The organism is Streptomyces sp. NPDC001393 (assembly GCF_053597455.1).
Window position 1 is genome coordinate 1 of sequence record NZ_JBSFIH010000099.1, and the last position, 16,012, is coordinate 16,012.

10 protein-coding genes and 2 pseudogenes are annotated in these 16,012 nt (G+C 67.9%); 8 read left to right on the forward strand and 4 right to left on the reverse strand.

Translation table 11 applies throughout. The features are described from left to right. Positions 1-125 precede the first annotated feature (125 nt). Positions 126-1,163 (reverse strand): annotated as a pseudogene (locus ACWC2T_RS44265) (IS256 family transposase); the annotation flags it as partial. Between the two features lie 37 nt (positions 1,164-1,200). Between ACWC2T_RS44265 and ACWC2T_RS44270 the strand changes: the two are divergent. Beyond that, positions 1,201-1,809: a Mu transposase C-terminal domain-containing protein gene (locus ACWC2T_RS44270; RefSeq protein WP_450675959.1), complete on the forward strand. Its 609-nt coding sequence runs from the start codon at positions 1,201-1,203 to the stop codon at positions 1,807-1,809. Between the two features lie 110 nt (positions 1,810-1,919). Beyond that, a pseudogene (locus ACWC2T_RS44275) lies at positions 1,920-2,156 on the forward strand (ATP-binding protein); the annotation flags it as partial. A 29-nt stretch (positions 2,157-2,185) separates the two neighbouring features. On the opposite strand, the gene ACWC2T_RS44280 reads toward ACWC2T_RS44275, so the two are convergent. Next, complete coding sequence (locus ACWC2T_RS44280; protein WP_450675960.1) at positions 2,186-4,231, reverse strand: Helicase associated domain protein; 2,046 nt, start codon at positions 4,229-4,231, stop codon at positions 2,186-2,188. Positions 4,232-4,541: 310 nt separating this feature from the next. Further along, a complete protein-coding gene (locus tag ACWC2T_RS44285) occupies positions 4,542-4,742 on the reverse strand; it encodes a hypothetical protein (protein ID WP_450675961.1) in 201 nt (66 codons plus the stop codon). Between the two features lie 219 nt (positions 4,743-4,961). Here ACWC2T_RS44285 and ACWC2T_RS44290 point away from each other — a divergent pair, with 219 nt between their 5' ends. The 6 genes from ACWC2T_RS44290 to ACWC2T_RS44315 all read left to right on the forward strand — a co-directional run bounded on the left by ACWC2T_RS44290 (position 4,962) and on the right by ACWC2T_RS44315 (position 12,866). Continuing rightward, entirely contained in the window at positions 4,962-5,810 is an 849-nt protein-coding gene (locus ACWC2T_RS44290) for a hypothetical protein (protein ID WP_450675962.1), read from the forward strand. A gap of 20 nt (positions 5,811-5,830) precedes the next feature. Beyond that, positions 5,831-7,321 (forward strand): SsgA family sporulation/cell division regulator, encoded by a 1,491-nt coding sequence (locus ACWC2T_RS44295; RefSeq protein WP_450675963.1) that lies wholly within the window; start codon positions 5,831-5,833, stop codon positions 7,319-7,321. Positions 7,322-7,665: 344 nt separating this feature from the next. Then, the gene (locus ACWC2T_RS44300) at positions 7,666-8,337 is read left to right on the forward strand and encodes a DUF6308 family protein (RefSeq protein ID WP_450675964.1); all 672 of its coding nucleotides are present in this window, start codon (positions 7,666-7,668) and stop codon (positions 8,335-8,337) included. Between the two features lie 181 nt (positions 8,338-8,518). After that, positions 8,519-9,694, forward strand: coding sequence for a tyrosine-type recombinase/integrase (locus ACWC2T_RS44305; protein WP_450675965.1), 1,176 nt, complete (start codon positions 8,519-8,521; stop codon positions 9,692-9,694). Beyond that, positions 9,676-12,288, forward strand: a complete 2,613-nt coding sequence (locus tag ACWC2T_RS44310) for a tyrosine-type recombinase/integrase (protein ID WP_450675966.1) — start codon at positions 9,676-9,678, stop codon at positions 12,286-12,288. Before ACWC2T_RS44305 ends, ACWC2T_RS44310 begins: the two co-directional genes overlap by 19 nt. Next, positions 12,285-12,866, forward strand: a complete 582-nt coding sequence (locus ACWC2T_RS44315) for a DUF6262 family protein (protein ID WP_450675967.1) — start codon at positions 12,285-12,287, stop codon at positions 12,864-12,866. The genes ACWC2T_RS44310 and ACWC2T_RS44315 overlap by 4 nt, the downstream gene beginning before the upstream one ends. 9 nt (positions 12,867-12,875) lie before the next feature. Here ACWC2T_RS44315 and ACWC2T_RS44320 read toward each other — a convergent pair whose 3' ends face one another. Next, complete coding sequence (locus ACWC2T_RS44320) at positions 12,876-15,389, reverse strand: Helicase associated domain protein (protein ID WP_450675968.1); 2,514 nt, start codon at positions 15,387-15,389, stop codon at positions 12,876-12,878. Positions 15,390-16,012: the final 623 nt, after the last annotated feature.

Sequence of the window (16,012 nt, forward strand, 5' to 3'; positions counted from 1 at the left end):
CCAGATGCACGGACGAGCAGGCTTCACCCTGCTCCGGCACCGCATCCTCCTCGGATAACAGCACGCTCCGTCACCACCGAACGCGAGACAGGGCCCAGCCAATGGTGTAACTCGGGTGGTGTGAGTTAGCGGCGGCCGACGGAGAGTCGGCCGTCGAAGGCGATGTCGAAGGCCTGCAGGGCGGGCTTCCAACGCATGGTCCAGCGTTTGCGTCCCTGGCCGGTGGGGTCGAGGCTCATGACGGCCATGTAGGCGCATTTGAGGGCTGCGGCCTCGTTCGGGAAGTGCCCGCGGGCCCGGACGGCTTTTCGTATGCGGGCGTTGACCGACTCGATCGCGTTGGTGGTGCAGACGACACGGCGGATCTCGGTGTCGAACTGGAGGAACGGCACGAACTCCGCCCAGGCGTTCTCCCAAAGCCGCACGATCGCCGGATACTTGGCGCCCCACTTTTCCTGGAACTCCAGGAACCGGTTCTTTGCCGCGCTCGCGGTCGGAGCCGTGTAGACCGGCTTGAGAGCGCGGGAGAGCTTGTCCCAGTCCTGGCGGCCCGCGTAGCGGAACGACGCCCGGATCAGGTGGACGACACAGGTCTGGGTCACCGCCTGGGGCCAGACCGCCGAGATCGAGTCGGGCAGGCCCTTGAGCCCGTCGCAGACGACCATGCACACGTCCTCGACGCCACGGTTCTTGATCTCGGTCAGGACCGGGAGCCAGTACTTGGCGCCTTCGCCGCCGTCGCCGGCCCACAGGCCGAGAATGTCGCGCGTGCCGTCCACCGTGACCGCGAGTGCGACGTAGATGGGCCGGTTCGCCACCTGCCCATCTCGCACCTTGACGTGCACGCAGTCGATGAAGATCACCGGATAGACCGGGTCCAGCGGCCGGTTCTGCCACTCGGCCATCCCGTCCATGACCTTGTCGGTGATGGTCGAGATGGTCTGCTTGGACACGCTCGCGCCATAGACCTCGGCCAGGTGGGCGGAGATGTCACCGTGCGTCAGACCACGCGCGGACAGCGACAGAACCATCTCGTCGACGCCGGTCAGCCGCCTCTGCCGCTTCTTGACAATCTGCGGCTCGAAGCTGCCGTCGCGGTCACGCGGCACCGTGATCTCCACCGGTCCCACGTCGGTCAGAACGGTCTTGGGCAGGACCCCGCTTGGGGTGTGGCAGGGTGATCCCACCTTGCTGCGGGACGTGGCGTCTGCCGATCTGTGGACGTTCACCCTGGAGGGCGCCGGTACCCGCATGCTGACCACGGGCGGAGTCCGCTTCAGGAAATGCGACTACGTGGGCCCGTGGATGACCGGCCAGGCCGGCATCCGGGTCTGCATCCGCTTCATGCCCCACCACGGCTACCGGATCGAGGTCTACCGCGCGGCCACCGGCCGCTACCTCGGTCCCGCGGACCTGGCCGACGGGGCCACCGAGGAACGGGTCAGCGCCGTACGGCGAGCACGGGCCGTCCGCGCCCGCCGCCTGAAGAAGGACCTCGGAGCTTCCCAGCGCGAGCGCTACGCCGCCGTGAACCGGCCCGAGGCACCCCGGCGGCTCGGCGCGCTGACCACCGCGCAGGCCGAGACCGAGCTCGCCCAGGCCACCGGCACTGACGTGTCGGATCTGGCGCTGCCGAATCTCATCCCTCCGGCCGCGCCGCCAATCGGGTGGCGCACCCCTGCTTCCCTTGCCGCTCTGACCGGCTCCGGCCAGCCCGATCCGGCTCCACCCGGCCAGGGCCCCGCTTCTGTTCCAGACGGCCCGCCCGGGCCGGCTTCATGCCCCGCCACCGACGGAGACGCCTCGTGACCGCGGTCACCTATCAGTACGTCGACCTGCCCGATGCGTCCGTGGTCACCACCCGCGCCCTGCTCACCGCTCGGGAGGACATCACCGACACCGTCGCCGCCCGCGCCATGATGTGTATCCACGGCGGCGCCGGTTTCGGCAAGACCCTCGCCGTCAACACCTGTCTGCGCGAGATCGAACCACACGAGGACGTCCGCAAGGTCACCTTCCGGGCGCGGCCGACGGCCCGCGCGGTGCGCTACGAACTGTTCACCGCGCTCGACCTGGCGGGCGAACCACCGTGCCATCCCAGCGAGTTCGACCGTCTGCTGAAGACCGCCCTGGCCGAGCGGCCCCGCGCGTTCCTCGTGGACGAGGCCCTTCCTCGGTTACGCCGCTATGCCCACCGCATCTTGATCGCCGTCAGCTGCTCGCGCCGTTCCGGGGACAGGTTTGCGGCTCTGCTGCGCTGGTTGCTGATCCATGACCCCAGCTTGAGGTCTCGTTCCTGCTGGTTCTCGCCGTCGCCGCCCTTGCCGATGAGGATCCGTTCGACGTGTCCCCTGGGTACCTTCAGGTGGCCTTCGCGTTCGTAGAACTGCTTGGCGGCGGCGTAGTTGAGCGCCCACTTGTCGGCATGCGTGCGGCGTGGTTTCGGCTTCTCGTCCTCGGTGGCGGGTTCGATGCCGAGGATGTGCTCGCACATCCACTGCTGGGCGCCGGTGAGCCGGTCCCATCCAAGGCGTTGCGCTCTGATCCACCGCCCGAGATCCTCGCCCTGGTGCACGGCCTGGCCCGGCGCGGTCGGCAGCGCGCCGCGGGCCTGAAGGTGCTGGCGGACGAGCTGGAAGGCGCGCTGCCATTCCACGGGCCAGGCAGGACACCAGGAAGGGTCGATGTCGTCCAGTTGTTCGCGCCGCTCCGGGTCCAGCGTCCCGGCGCGGGCGTCGGCTCGGGCGTTCTTCAGCCAGATGCCCACCTTGTGACCCCGGTGGACGGCGTCGAGCGGCGCCAGGAGGTGCCCGTTCTCCTCGGCCCACCCACGCGCCGCGGTGAGCCCTTCCTCCCATGCGACGTCACGGTGCGACCAGACCATGCCCAGCGTCTCCAACTGCTGGACACGTTGGGCGTTCAGGCGGCCGCGGGCGTTCCGATGGCGGGCGTCGGCGATCCACTGCCCGAGCGGGAAGCCTGCGAGCGGGGCCGGCCACCTCTCGCGCACACCCTCGCTCTCCTCTTCACCTCGGCCATCGGCCTCCTGCTCCTGGCCGTCGGGCACGCGGTAGGTGAACGGGATCTTCAGGTCGCCGTGGAGCCGGGTGTAGAGGACGGCCGCTTCCATGCCGCGCCGCCAGTGCTCCTTCTCGGGGTTGAGGACGCGCAGGTTGATGAACGCCGCCAGGGCGGCCGCATCGCGCGGGGTGCTGAACTTCAGCAGCGCCCGCGCCGGCGCCGAGACAAGGACGCCGTCTTCGCCCTCGGTGCTCTCTGCGTCCTGGCCTTCTGTGCGGCTTGGGACGCCCTTGGAGCGGCTTTGCGCCTGGGGGACGGCCAATGCCTCCACGATGCGGGTGTCGTGCGCCCTGAGGGCTTCCAGGAGCTTGGCGAGTCCGCCGTACGCCCGTGAGGTGAGCATGTTGTCCGCACTCTCCCCGGGCCCGAGCAGGATCGGCACCACCAGCGAGGCCACCTTGCCCTGACCTGGCTGGATGCGCAGGGCACGGCCGACGGCCTGGACGAGGTCGGGCATGGAGCCGCGGACGTCGGCGAAGTACACGCTGTCGCAGTTCTGGATGTCGACGCCCTCACCCAGGACCTTCGCCGACCCCAAAAAGCGCCTTGCCCCGTCCGTGCCGCCGGCGAACTCGTCCAGCACGCGGCGCCGGTGGGCCGGTGGGTGATCGCCGCAGAGCCAGTCGGCCCAGACCGCGCTCGGGTACAGCTCCGGGTCGTCCGCATGCAGCTGCGCGGCGACGTCGGGAAGGCCTGCTGCGAAGGCCTCGGCCTCCTTGACCAGGTGGTGGAAGACGAGCGTGCGGCGGAAGTCCTCCTCGGCCGACGCCTTCACCAGCGCCGTCTGCAGAGCCGCGAGCCGCGCCCCGCGCACCTCATCCGACCGGCCTTCGATGCCCAGGAGCTGCGTGGCCTTCAGCTGGGTGTCGGTAATGTCGACGCAGACCACCTGGTACGGCGCGCAGATGCCCCAGTTGATCGCCTCGGACAGGGTCAGGGTGTAGCACCTGCTGCCGAACGGTCCGTCCGGATCGTCCTCCATCGACGCAACCAGCTCACCGGGTACCCCCGGCTCGGTGTCGTCGTCCAGCTGCCACAGCCGGGGTGTGGCCGTCATGTACAGCCGCCGCAGTGCGGGGATGCGGGTGTTGTCGTGGACGACCGCCCAGGGCTTGCCGATCCGCCCCGAAGTCCGGTGCGCCTCGTCCACTTTACCGACTGAGATGGTGTGTGAAGCGTTGCTGAACTGGCATTTGGCGTCCCGTGCATGTCCGCGAGGTTGAGGTCGTGGGGACGTCTGTGATTGTGGCTTCGGTGTCGTTTTTGTGTGGGCTGGTGCGTTCACCGTTGCCTAGGGGTGCCAGTGCGGGGGTGTGGCGGTGAGGAGGACGGCGGATCGTATGCCGTTGGAGGTGGGCGAGGGGCAGGCTGTTGGGGGGCAGAAGCGGCCGGGGGGCCTTGGGGGCGGCAGTCGTGCAGACGGCTGCCGCCCCCAAGGCCCCCCGAACAGGGCGGTCGGGTTAGCCGATGATGGTGTGGAAGAACAGCACGCCCGCGGCGAACCCGGCGCCGGCGGCGAGACCGGAGGCAGGCAGCGAGCGCTGGGCGAGATAGGTCAGGACGCCGGCGCCGACCGCGGTGAGGACGCCAAGCAGCAGCACGATGGCGCTGCGTACCCCGAGCAGCGGCTGGCCACCGCTCGGCTGGGTGTTCTGGGTCATGTGAACTCCGTTATGTGCGGGAGGATTTCACCCCGGTGGGGTGTCTGGTCGTGGATGCTGTAGACCCCGGCGACGCTCTTCCCCTTGCCTCCCTGCACGTGATGTGAGTCACAGAATTTCTTTGTGAGTTTGGCGAGGGGAAAGTGGCGACCGGCGCCTATGACCCTGCGACAGGCGGGAAACGGGGCCCACGGGGGCGGCAGGACGCAAGGAGCGAGTGTGCCGGATGAGATGTGCCAGGGGGGTACCCCCCAGGGCCTCCTGCAGGAGGACCAAGAGCTGGAGGAGCTCAGCCCTGCAGGCCTGTTGAGCCTGGAGCACACGCTCGCCGGTTCGGCGCAGGACGAAGCTCGCCGCCTGGGAGGCCGTGCCGTCGATGCCCGCGTCGTCGACCTCCTGCGCGCTGACAACTTTCAGGGCGCCCGCTACGAGAAGACCACCACCCGGCTGATGGAGTACGGGTGGCTCACCATCAATAAGTGGACCGGCACCGGCGAGATCTTCGTCCAGGCCAGCCGGGTCGGCCGCCCCGTCCCCCTTCACATGACCGCGCCCGGCTGGAATGCTGACGACCGCGCCGAGGTGACCACCGACACCGTCATCGCCGGCTTGGACCTCTTCCTCGAGCACGGCCTCATCCGCGGCAAGTGGACCCCGGACGGCGGCGCTAGCCTGACCACCTACTTCGTCGGTGCTTGCATTCGTTCCTTCCATCGCGTCTATGACCGCTGGTTCCGTGGAGTGCAGATGGGGCAGGCTGAGCTGGACCGGCCTGTCGCCGACCACGATGGCGCCTCCGCTGACCGGGAGATCCCCGACCAGCGCGCTACCGACCCTTTCTACGCCGCAGCCACCCACGAAGAAATCAAGCGCATCCTCCCGTACATCACTGATACCAAGGTCCGCAGAGGACTTGCCTTGCGTGCGCTGGGCTACACCCAGCAGCAGGCCGCCGCTGAGGTTGGATTGACGGAGAAAGCACTGGAAGGCCGCATCGGCCGGCTCCGCGCCCGCATCCTCATCGACCTGGGCGGCAAGTCGGACCTCGGGGAAGGGGGAGCACGATGACCGTCCGGAAGGACGAACCCATGGACCACCTCGCTGTGACGGATGACGAATTCGACGCCCTGCTCGATGCTTCCAGCCTGGGAGCCCCCCACGTTGTGGCAGAGACCGGCGTAATCCCCTCCACCGCCCGAATCCGCATGGCACAGGCCCGCGGCCAGCAGAGGTTCCTCGGCGACACGGTGCAGCCCGACGACATATCCGTCCCGCAGCCAGTCGATGAACTGCTCCCTGATAACTTCGCCGAAGCTCCCGATGGCGGCGCGCAGGCGCCTCAGTACGAGTGCACGGTCCCTGGCCTGACACCGCGCCAGGAATCTCGGATCTTCCTCTATACGGCAACTGGCGCTGGCAAGAGTGTGATCTCCACGGCTCTGTTCGCCTGGCTCTACAAAAACAGCTTCGGTCGGGACCACCGGCGCGTGCCGCCTGCACAACGGCTGTGGAGCGAGCCGCGGCTACGGGATATCCGCACCGTTCCGTGGTTGCTGCTGTCCCCGCCATACGCAGGGGGCGATCGGGGAGGACCGCCACGCCTCAACGTGCTCGGCAACACCTGGCCGGCCATGCCCAATGACTTGCTGCTGTTCTGGCGACCAGCACCTACGCGCCGCTTCACTTTCGAGTACCTGAAACTCGAGTATCTGAAGACGACTGCTTTCGCCATGCATAGGCACGAGCAGGAATTGCCTCTATTTTCACCCCACATCAGCACGTGCACAGCGCTCAAGCCTCACGCTCTGGATTGGCTGGGATCGGGGCAACACAAGCCGCAGCTGCAAGACTTGCAGCAGCTAGTTCAGCCGTCGGCACATCTGATCGAGACAACGCCCTACGCTGCGCACACAGAACTTCTCGTCTGCACTATGCGGCCTGCCGCACTGCACATTACGCGCTTCGCGGACTTCGCATATACGGCCGTCAGCAGTGGACTGCTACTGCCGAAGGCAGCTTGTACGCCGAGGCATCGTCGTCCGGTCGACAGGAGCGACGGAGCAGGACGGAACCTGAGGCAACAGGCGCTGCCCTGCAGAGCAAGGCTGTGGAAGACGACTGCTCATGGCGTTCGCGAAGTGCACTCTGAGCTGCCTATGTCCTTTCACAGCGATGAACGTGAGTCATTGGCGCTGACGCCAAGCTTGCATACCCGGCTGACGTACCGCGTGTCTGATCCCTACGCCGTTGAAGTGCGCTTCGGGGCAGACACCAGAGACGAGACGGTATGGACTTTCGCTCGCGACCTGCTGAGAAGTGGTTTGGAGCGCAATAGCGGACTCGGTGACGTCATCGTGTGGCCTGATACTGGGACAGGAAGTGAACGGCGCATTTATATCCGGCTTACCTCACCGGAGGGAACCGCACTTCTATCTGCTGCGGATGCTGATCTAAGAGCGTTTACCGAAGCGGCAGGCGGCTTGGTTGCATACGGCACTGAGCACTCGTATCTGGCACCAGCTCTGAATGCCCTGGAGAGGACAATAGGAGAACTCGCGCGGCCGGGTGGGCGTGACTAGGAGCTTCCCCGAGCCGCCGGCCAACAGCACATCTCGCCTGAGCTGGCTGGGCTCCGTAAGTCGACTTACGGAGCCCAGCCAGCGAAAATGGTGCCAAGCCGCCTGTGCGAGCTGAATTGCCTCCGGACGGTGCTTGGGTGCTGGACGCGTCCGTGCTGTTCATGTCCTTGCGGTATGCCGCTGGCCGCTTCGCGCCCGGCGCACCGTTGGTGACCTCCTGCACTACCTCAGGTGGGAACCGCCTGACAGTGCCGGGTTCAAAGAACCGGTGACCTCGAAAGCTCCGATAGCCATGGGCGGCGTGCAGTTGCCCGGCTGCCCAGTCCTGTCAGAACGGAGCACCGGTGTCCTTGGCTGTTTTCCCGCAGTCGTTCGCGGAACGGCTACGCGCCTTCATCTCCGATCCTCAGGCCGTCGTGGATCTTCGGCGCTACTTCGGTATAGGTCTGCCGTCTGGCGTGGCCGGGTTCACCGGCAGTCGGTTCGAGCATCTGGCGGGTGGGGGAGACCGGCCGGAGATAGCCGACCGGGTCACGGCGGAGGATCTGATCGCGGTGCAGACTTTGTCGGTGACCGTTCCGGCACCTGTCGCGTTGGATCTTCTGGAGGGCCACCTGGGCGCACAGCTGTCCGGTCTGCTGCACGCCATTCCCAGGGACATCGACATGGCTGATGCCGCAGCAGCCGTCTTGGCCGATGGCTCGCCGGCGGATGAGGCCTGGCACCTTCTGTGCGACCAGCGCGATGTCGGATGGGTGATCGCGGGCAAGCTCCTGGCGCGCAAGCGTCCGCGGTTGCTTCCGGTCTACGACCGCGTGGTGCGTTGCGCTGTCGGCCGGCCGCCGTCCATCTGGCGCGCCCTCCATGCCGCGCTGCGCGAGGACGACGGCGCTTTGCACCGCCAACTGCTGGAGTTGAGGCAGGCTGCGGGGCTGCCGAAGACGGTGAGCGCGCTGCGGGTGTGTGATGTGGCGGTGTGGATGAGCCACCGTGCTCTGGGCCACGCCTGTCCCTGAGGGTGCCTGCCGCCAACGTGACCCGAGGGGGCGTTCTGGCGTGTGGGGGTGACGGACTTTACCAACCGTGGCCTGGGTGTGTGTGACGTTCGCGTGGAGTGGTCCGTGGGGGTGGGGGAGGGGTGTGGACTCGGGTCTGGGGTGCTGCCAGCGGGGCGGTCCTGGGTTCGGAGGGGCGCGCATGGGTGGTCGGCTGGTGGTGGGCCAGTTGCGGGTGCAGGAGATCGTCCGTGCCGGCGGGCGGGTCTGCTACACGGTCGTGGACACGGACTGCTCGGTGGTGGCGGAGGCGGACGGGTTCCTGCGTACCTGCCGGTCGGGTACGGACCGTACGTACGCGTATGTGCTGGTGGACCATCTGCGGTGGCTGCGGTTCGCGGGCCTGGACGTAGGAGCAGCGTCGCTCGAGGATCTTCGGCACTACATGGCTGCCCTGGGAGCGGACTACCCCGGGCCGTTCGGGTTGCCGTGGCGGGAGAACAAACGCCCTTACGGGCACAGCGCGTTGAAGACCGCGGCGGCCTGCCTGAAGGGCTTCTACCTCCACCTGGGCACCCACGGCGTGAACCCGGCACTGGCGGAGGCGCTGCGTGTGACCCGGCTGCCGACGCGGGCAGACAGGCGGCGGGCGATGCTCGGGCACGTCCTGCACAGCATGCCGGCCAACCCCCTGGCTCCGGCGGAGCGGGTGCGCCGGCATCCGAAGATGCTTCCCGAGGGTGCCCGGGATCTGCTGCTGGGGGCGGTGTCGTGTGCGCGGGACCGGATGGTGGTCACGTGGCTGGCCGACGGCGGTTTCCGGATCGGTGAGCTGTGCGGGCTGCGTCTGGTCGACCTGCACCTGCGCGAGCAGGCCGCGTGCGGTGAGTGCCGGGGGCCGCATGTGCACATCTGCCACCGTGAGGACAACGCCAATCGGGCCCGCGTCAAGACCAAGACGCCCTGGGCCTGGCAGGACGACGCCGTGTGCGGGGGTACGGTGCGCCGGGCGAGTCGGGCGATGATCCATACCTACTTCGAGTACATCACCACCCAGTACCCCGCCCAGACCGCTCACGGCATGCTCCTGGTCAGCCTGCACGGCCCCTCCCGAGGCCAACCGTGGACCACCGCCGCGGCCCGCGGCATGCTGCGCCGGGCCGCTGCCCGTGGCCAGATCGGCCGGGTAGTACCGCACGCTTTCCGGCACAGCTTCGCCACCGCGGTGCTGGACGCCGCACGGGGCAACGCGGTGATCGCACGGGAGGCTGGCGGCTGGGCCTCAGCGGCGACCGTCGAGCAGGTCTACGGCCACGTGGACGTCCACGACCCGGTCTTCACCGCGGCGCTGGAGCAGGTGTGGGGGACACAGCCGTGATCCCGTTGACGCTGCTGCCTGGCCGCACCGACACCACCCGCATCGGCCGTGACCGGCTCGAACTGCTCACAGCCCTTATCGACGCCCCCGCATTCGACCCGCTCTTCCGCGACACGCTGATCTTCATCCCACCTCAGCACCCGGTCTACGCATGGCAATGCGCCGTTGACGGCTGCCTGCGCATCCGCCGGGTCAGCCACAACCTCTGCAACACGCACAACCTGGAGTGGGGGCAGGCCGAGCGGACGGGACGGACCAAACGAGCCTTCATGGATGCGGCCGCCGCTTTGCCCGCGGCGCGGGGGGTGGACTACGGCCGGTGCCTGATCTGTCCCGACCGTCCGGCGATCAGCCCTGCCACCCGGCTGTGTCAGCAGCACCAGACCAGGTGGCAGTACGGCGAGGCCGCCGGCATGGACCAAGACCGGTTCGAGTACTGGACCCGTACACAGCACCCGCTTCCCGGCTACGGCCTGTGCCAGGCGCGGTGCCCGTTCCTGGCCTGCACCTCGCTGGGGCTGTGCCTGCAGCACCTGAACCGATACAACATCGACAACCGTCCGGGAGCAGCCCGGTCGCGCAATTCACGCGGCCCCCTCAAGGACGGCCGGCCGCTACCGGTGGCCTACGGCGACGAGAAGGCATTCCGCGCCTGGTGCGCCACTGCGGAGCCGGTCACGCAGCCAGGACTGGTCAACCTCCACGCCCTGCCCCCGCTGGTGCGGGCCGAGATTCAGTGGGGCCTGCACGCCCATGCCCAGACCGCACAGCACTCCGAGTGGACCACCAACGGCATCAAGAACCTCGTCAGACACTGCTGGCGAGGCAGCATCACGTCCCTGATGGACCTGCACGACGAAGGCTACAAAGACCTGACGCGCAAGCAGATGGACTCCGAGGTCCGCAAGATCATCTGGGAAATCGTCAACGGCCTGCGCTGCGTCTACTACAGCCCATCGGACACCAAGGACGCTGGCTTCCTGGAGACCGATCACTTCGGACGACGCTTCAAGAAGGCCCAGAGCCACTTCGACATCACCACCGTTCCCCAGCGGTGGCTGCGCGACCTGCTCTGGGACCACCTCGCCGAGTGGCTCCGTTCACCGCAGTGCCCCCGCACCCGAGGCCCCTTCGACCAGATGCGCCGCGCCGCCGTCGAACTGGGCGTCTTCCTCCAAGCCGACGCCCCCGACGCCGGCCACGACCCCACCGTGCTGCGCCGTGAGCACGCCGAACGGTTCGTCGCTGACCAGCGCCACCGTGCCCGCCACGGCCTGCCGTCCCTGGGGATGGTCCTGGTCGACGGACGTTCTCCCACCGTCACCGACCTGAGCTGCCAATTCGTCTTCAACCAGGCTCGCAAGCTGCTCTACAGCGCCATCACAGCCGGCCACGCCGAACGCCTCGGCATCGACACCGGCTTCCTGACCGCCATCCCCTTCGGCGGCACCGGCCTCAAGCAGCGCTCCCGCAACCCTTTCAGCGACGACGTCGCCCGCGCGCTGACCGACGAGACCAACCTGTGCCGCCTGGAGGAACTCGACCTCAACGACCGGGGCCTGCGGGACATCTGGGAGACCATCGTCGCCACCGGGCGCCGCTGCAGCGAGGTCGTCGGACTGCGACTGGACTGCATCGGCCGCTACCGCGGCCTGGCCATGCTGTGGCACGACCAGACCAAGGTCGGCAACTACAACGAGGGCATCCGCATCCCCGAGCCCGTCTACCACCGCCTCGACGCCCGCCGCACCAAGACACTCCAGCTCTTCGAAAAGCGATGCGGCCGCACCCCCACAGCTGCCGAACGCCCCGGCCTGGCCCTGTTCCCCTCCCGCATCCGCAACCCCAACGGCCGACAGCCGATCTCCTACGGCCACTTCAACCAGCGCTTCAAGACCTGGATCGCCGACCTCGACCTCGGAGGCGCCTACGTCGCCCACCAGGCCCGCCACACCCTGGCCACCAACCTGCTGCGCGCCGGCGCCACACTCACCCACATCCGCCGCTACCTCGGCCAGCTCTCCGAACGCATGGCCGAGCACTACGTCAAGATCACCAACAGCGACCTCGAAGACGTCCTTAACACCGTCTGGGTGGCCGGGCCCGGCGCACCCAACCCAGGCGAACTCCTCTCCGGCGACACCACCCCCATGGACCGCGAAACAGCCCTCGCCCTGGCCCTGGACCTCTCCCGCCGCAGCACTCCCGCCGACGGCGGATTCTGCACCTACCAACCCGTCGTCGACGGCGGAGCCTGCCCCTGGAAACTCGACTGCGAGAACTGCGACAACTTCGTCCTTTCCGGCGCAGACCTCCTCTACTGGCGGCGCAAAGCCGAACAGTGGCGCACCATCGCCGAGAACGCCCCCGACGACGCCACCGCCGACTACCTCCACACCGTCTTCGAACCCACCGCCAAAGCCATCAAAGGACTCGAGCAGGCCCTGGCCGCCCTCGGCATCCTCGACGAAGCCCTCACGCTCGACCTGCGACGCCCCCAGGACTACTTCCACCGCACCTGGAGCACCGCCTTCCGCGCCCGAGACCTCGCCGCACTGCAAGCCCCCGACCCGGATGCCACAGGGCAGCCATGAACACGTCCCGCACCGACGCGGCCATCCAGGCCCGCCGCCGAGCCACGCAAGAGATGCTCGAACGCCTTCAGACAGCCCTAGCGGCCATGGCACGCGACCACGCACCTGTCACCGTTGCAGCGCTTGCCCGTACCGCCCGCGTCTCACGCACCTTCCTCTACCAGAATCAGCAGGCCAGAGCCCTTGTTGAGCAAGCCACCCGCTCAAGCACCTCCCACCCTGAAACCGCCACAAGAAGCCGCAGCCCCATACAGCCAGCCTGGAAAGAACGCGCACTCAACGCAGAAGACGCTCTCGCTCAAGCCCAGCGCGAAATCCGCGCTCAGCGCACCCGCATCGCAGAACTCCTCGGCAAGATCCGCGACCTCGAACACGACCTTCCCGAAGGGGCACTTCAACGGATCGTCACCGAGAACACCACCCTGAAGCAGCAGGTACGACAGCTCACCCAGGACAATCAGCACATCCAAGAGCGCCTGGCCAGTGCCCGCCAGAACAACCGCTTCCTCGACAAACGCATCGCAGACCTGGAAGCCCGACTCGCCCCGTACCTCACCGTCCAGCCTCCTCGCCCGTGACCTGATCGCCTACGACCAGCGCATGCCGATGTTGGAGAGCTGCTCGATGCGTTCGGGGGAGAGTGTGGCGGCCCGTGAGCGTTGGTTGCTGATCCATGCTCCGAGTCGGAGTTCGTGTTCCTGCTGGTCGTCGCCGGTGACGATCGTTTCGATGTGTTTGCGGGGTACGCGTAGGTGGCCTTCGCGTTGGTAGTACTGCCGTGCGGCGGCGTAGTTCATGGCCCATTTGTCGGCCTGCGTACGGCGCGGCTTGGGTTTCTCGTTCTCGTCTGCGGGTTCGATGGCGAGGATGTGCTCGCACATCCACTGCTGGACGGTGGTGAGCTTGCCCCAGCCGTACCGGACCGAGCGCACCCACCGGCCGAGGTCTTCGCCCTGGTGCACGACCTCGCCCCGCGACATGGGTAGCGCGCCGCCGGTCTCCAGGTGGAGCCGGACGAGGTGGAAGGCGCGTTGCCACTCCACGGGCCAGGCCGGGCACCAGGCGGGGTCGATCTCTTCCAGCTGCTCGCGCCGCTCCTCCGACAGCGCCCCGGCCGATGACCCCACCGGCACCCCCTTGGCGCGCCGTTGCTCGATCTCGGCGGCCTTGCGGGCGGCGGCGCGTGCGTTCTTCAGCCAGATGCCCACCCGGTGTCCCTGGTAGGTGGCGTCCAGTGGGGCCAGGAGGTGCCCGTTCTCGGCGGCCCACCCGCGCGCGACAGCCAGCCCTTCCTCCCATGCGACGTCGAAGTGCGACCAGACCATGCCCAGCTTCTCCAGCTGCGCCACGCGGTCCTCGTCCATGTCCCCACGGGCGTAGACGCGCCTGGCGTCCGCGATCCACTGCCCCAGCGGGAAGGAGGCGAGCGAGGCTGGCCACGCCTCGGTCTGGGCCTCCTGGTCGCCGCGCTCGGGGACGCGGTACGTGAAGGGGACCTTCAGGTCGCCGTGCTCACGGGCGTAGAGGGTGGCGGCTTCGATGCCGCGTCGCCAGTGGGCGTGTTCGGGGTTGAGGACGCGGAGGTTGATGAACGCGGCCAGCTGCGCGGGGTCGCGTGGGGTGCTGAATTTCAGAAGTGCGCGGGCCGGCAGGGACAGTCGGTCGCTTCGGTCGCTGTCGGATTCCTCGTCTTCGGGCCCGCTGCGGCTCTGTACGCCTCTGACGCGGCTTGGTGCCTGTGGTTCGGCGAGTTGCTCCACGACGCGGGCATCGTGTGCCCTGAGCGCTTCCAGCAGTTTGGCGAGGCCGCCGTAGGCGCGACTGGTGAGCATGTTGTCTGCCGTCTCGCCCGGCCCGAGCAGGACAGGGACGACGAGGGAGGCGGTTTTGCCTTCGCCGGGGTGGATGCGCAGGGCGCGGCCGACGGCTTGGACGAGGTCGGGCATGGAGCCGCGTACGTCGGCGAAGTAGACGCTGTCGCAGTTTTTGGTGTCGACGCCTTCGCCCAGCACTCTCACCGAGCCCAGGAAGCTTTTCTCCACCATGGTGCCGTCTGTGGCCATCCCGTCGGCGAACTCCCCGAGTACCCGTTGCCGGTGATTCGGTTTGTGCTCGCCGCACAGCCAGTTGGCCCAGATCGTGGCCGGGTACAGCTCCGGATCGGTGGCGTGCAGCCGCTTGGCGACATCGGGAAGGCCGGCCGCGAAGGCTTCGGCCTCCTTCACCATGTGGTGGAAGACGAGCGTGCGCCGGAAGTTGTCCTCCGCGGACGCCTTCACCAAAGCGGTCTGCAGCGCGGCGAGCCGCGCCCCGCGCACCTTCTCCGAGCGGCCTTCAATACCGAGAAGTTGGGCGGCCTGGAGCTGGGTGTCGGTGATGTCGAGGCACACGACCTGGTACGGCGCGCAGATGCCCCGGTCGATCGCCTCGGACAGCGTGAGGGTGTAGCAGCGGGCGCCGAACGGGCCGTCCGGGTCGTCCTCCATGCTCGCCACCAGCTCGCCCGGCGCGCCCTGCTCGGAGTCCTCGTCGAGTTGCCACAGCCGGGGTGTGGCGGTCATGTACAGGCGGCGGAGGGAGGGGATGCGGGTGTTGTCGTGGACGACCGCCCAGGGCTTGCCGATCCGGCCCGAAACCCTGTGGGCTTCGTCCACGACGATCAGCGACCACCCCGGAAGGCCGGCGGCGTGCGCGCGCTCCAGCGTGCCCAGTCCCAGCGAGGCGTACGTGGCGAACACGGTCACCTTGTCGAAGGGACGCACCCAGGCGACCAGCTCGTCCACGTCCGTGGTGTTCGGGAAGCCCGCCTCCTGCCCGCGCAGGGACGAGACTCCGATCATGGGGCCTGTGCGGCCTCCCTCGCGCCACGCGGCCTCGGTCTGGGCGAGCAGGTCCAGCGAGGGCACGAGGACGAGCACACGGCCCGCGCGGAGTTCCTCGGCGCTCCGGGTGGCCACGAGGGTCTTCCCGGTCCCGGTTGCCATGATCACCTGCGTCCGTAGTCCCCGCTCGGGCACAGTCGAGTGTGCAGGCAATTCGAGCGCGCGGAGTACCGCGTCCACGGCTTCTCGCTGGTGAGGACGGAGTTCCTTTGCTGCCATTCGGATCTGCCTTCTCCTGCGGGCCGGTGATAGGTCTCACTCGATAGGTAACGGCAAACCTGCATGTAGACGGCGCACGAGCGGCTGCGGTGAGCTACCGTGACTAGGCCGCAGCACATTCGGACAGAGGGCGAGCAAGCCCGGTGCAACTCGGATCACACCCCTCACCGGGTCGCTACCTGCTTCCAGAGTCTATCTCATGCTTCAAAATGAAGCAGCAGTCTCCATATCGCTCTTTGAGTATGGTGTACCACCGGTCGCTCCGACCGGGCACGATAGTTTAAGCAGCTTGACAACACATCACCTATCCCCTCAACTTCCCAGCAATTCAAGCCATTCAGCCCCCGCATTCCCCTGACGCAGCACCACCCCGACCCCCCCGTATTGCTGCTGCCGGGCCGTCAGGCCCGTGGTGTGCCGCGCGGAGCGTGGCACACCTGGTGACGCTGGAGCGCAACAGGGTGGCTGGAGCGCAGCGGAGGCCACCGGCCGGGCGAAGGCCGGCCGCGCCTCGCAACGCGAGGCGCATGCACTGCGCTTGACGCCCGAGCGAAGCCGGGCGCCGGGATCAGCAGCGTGGTGATGAAGCTGGAGGCGATCAGGAAGGCGCTCATGATGATCGC

Coding starts and splice junctions, on each gene's coding strand:
- ACWC2T_RS44320 (WP_450675968.1), bottom strand. CDS start 15,389: ATGGCAGCAAAGGAACTCCGTCCTCACCAGCGAGAAGCCGTGGACGCG.
- ACWC2T_RS44295 (WP_450675963.1), top strand. CDS start 5,831: ATGGACCACCTCGCTGTGACGGATGACGAATTCGACGCCCTGCTCGAT.
- ACWC2T_RS44285 (WP_450675961.1), bottom strand. CDS start 4,742: ATGACCCAGAACACCCAGCCGAGCGGTGGCCAGCCGCTGCTCGGGGTA.
- ACWC2T_RS44305 (WP_450675965.1), top strand. CDS start 8,519: ATGGGTGGTCGGCTGGTGGTGGGCCAGTTGCGGGTGCAGGAGATCGTC.
- ACWC2T_RS44315 (WP_450675967.1), top strand. CDS start 12,285: ATGAACACGTCCCGCACCGACGCGGCCATCCAGGCCCGCCGCCGAGCC.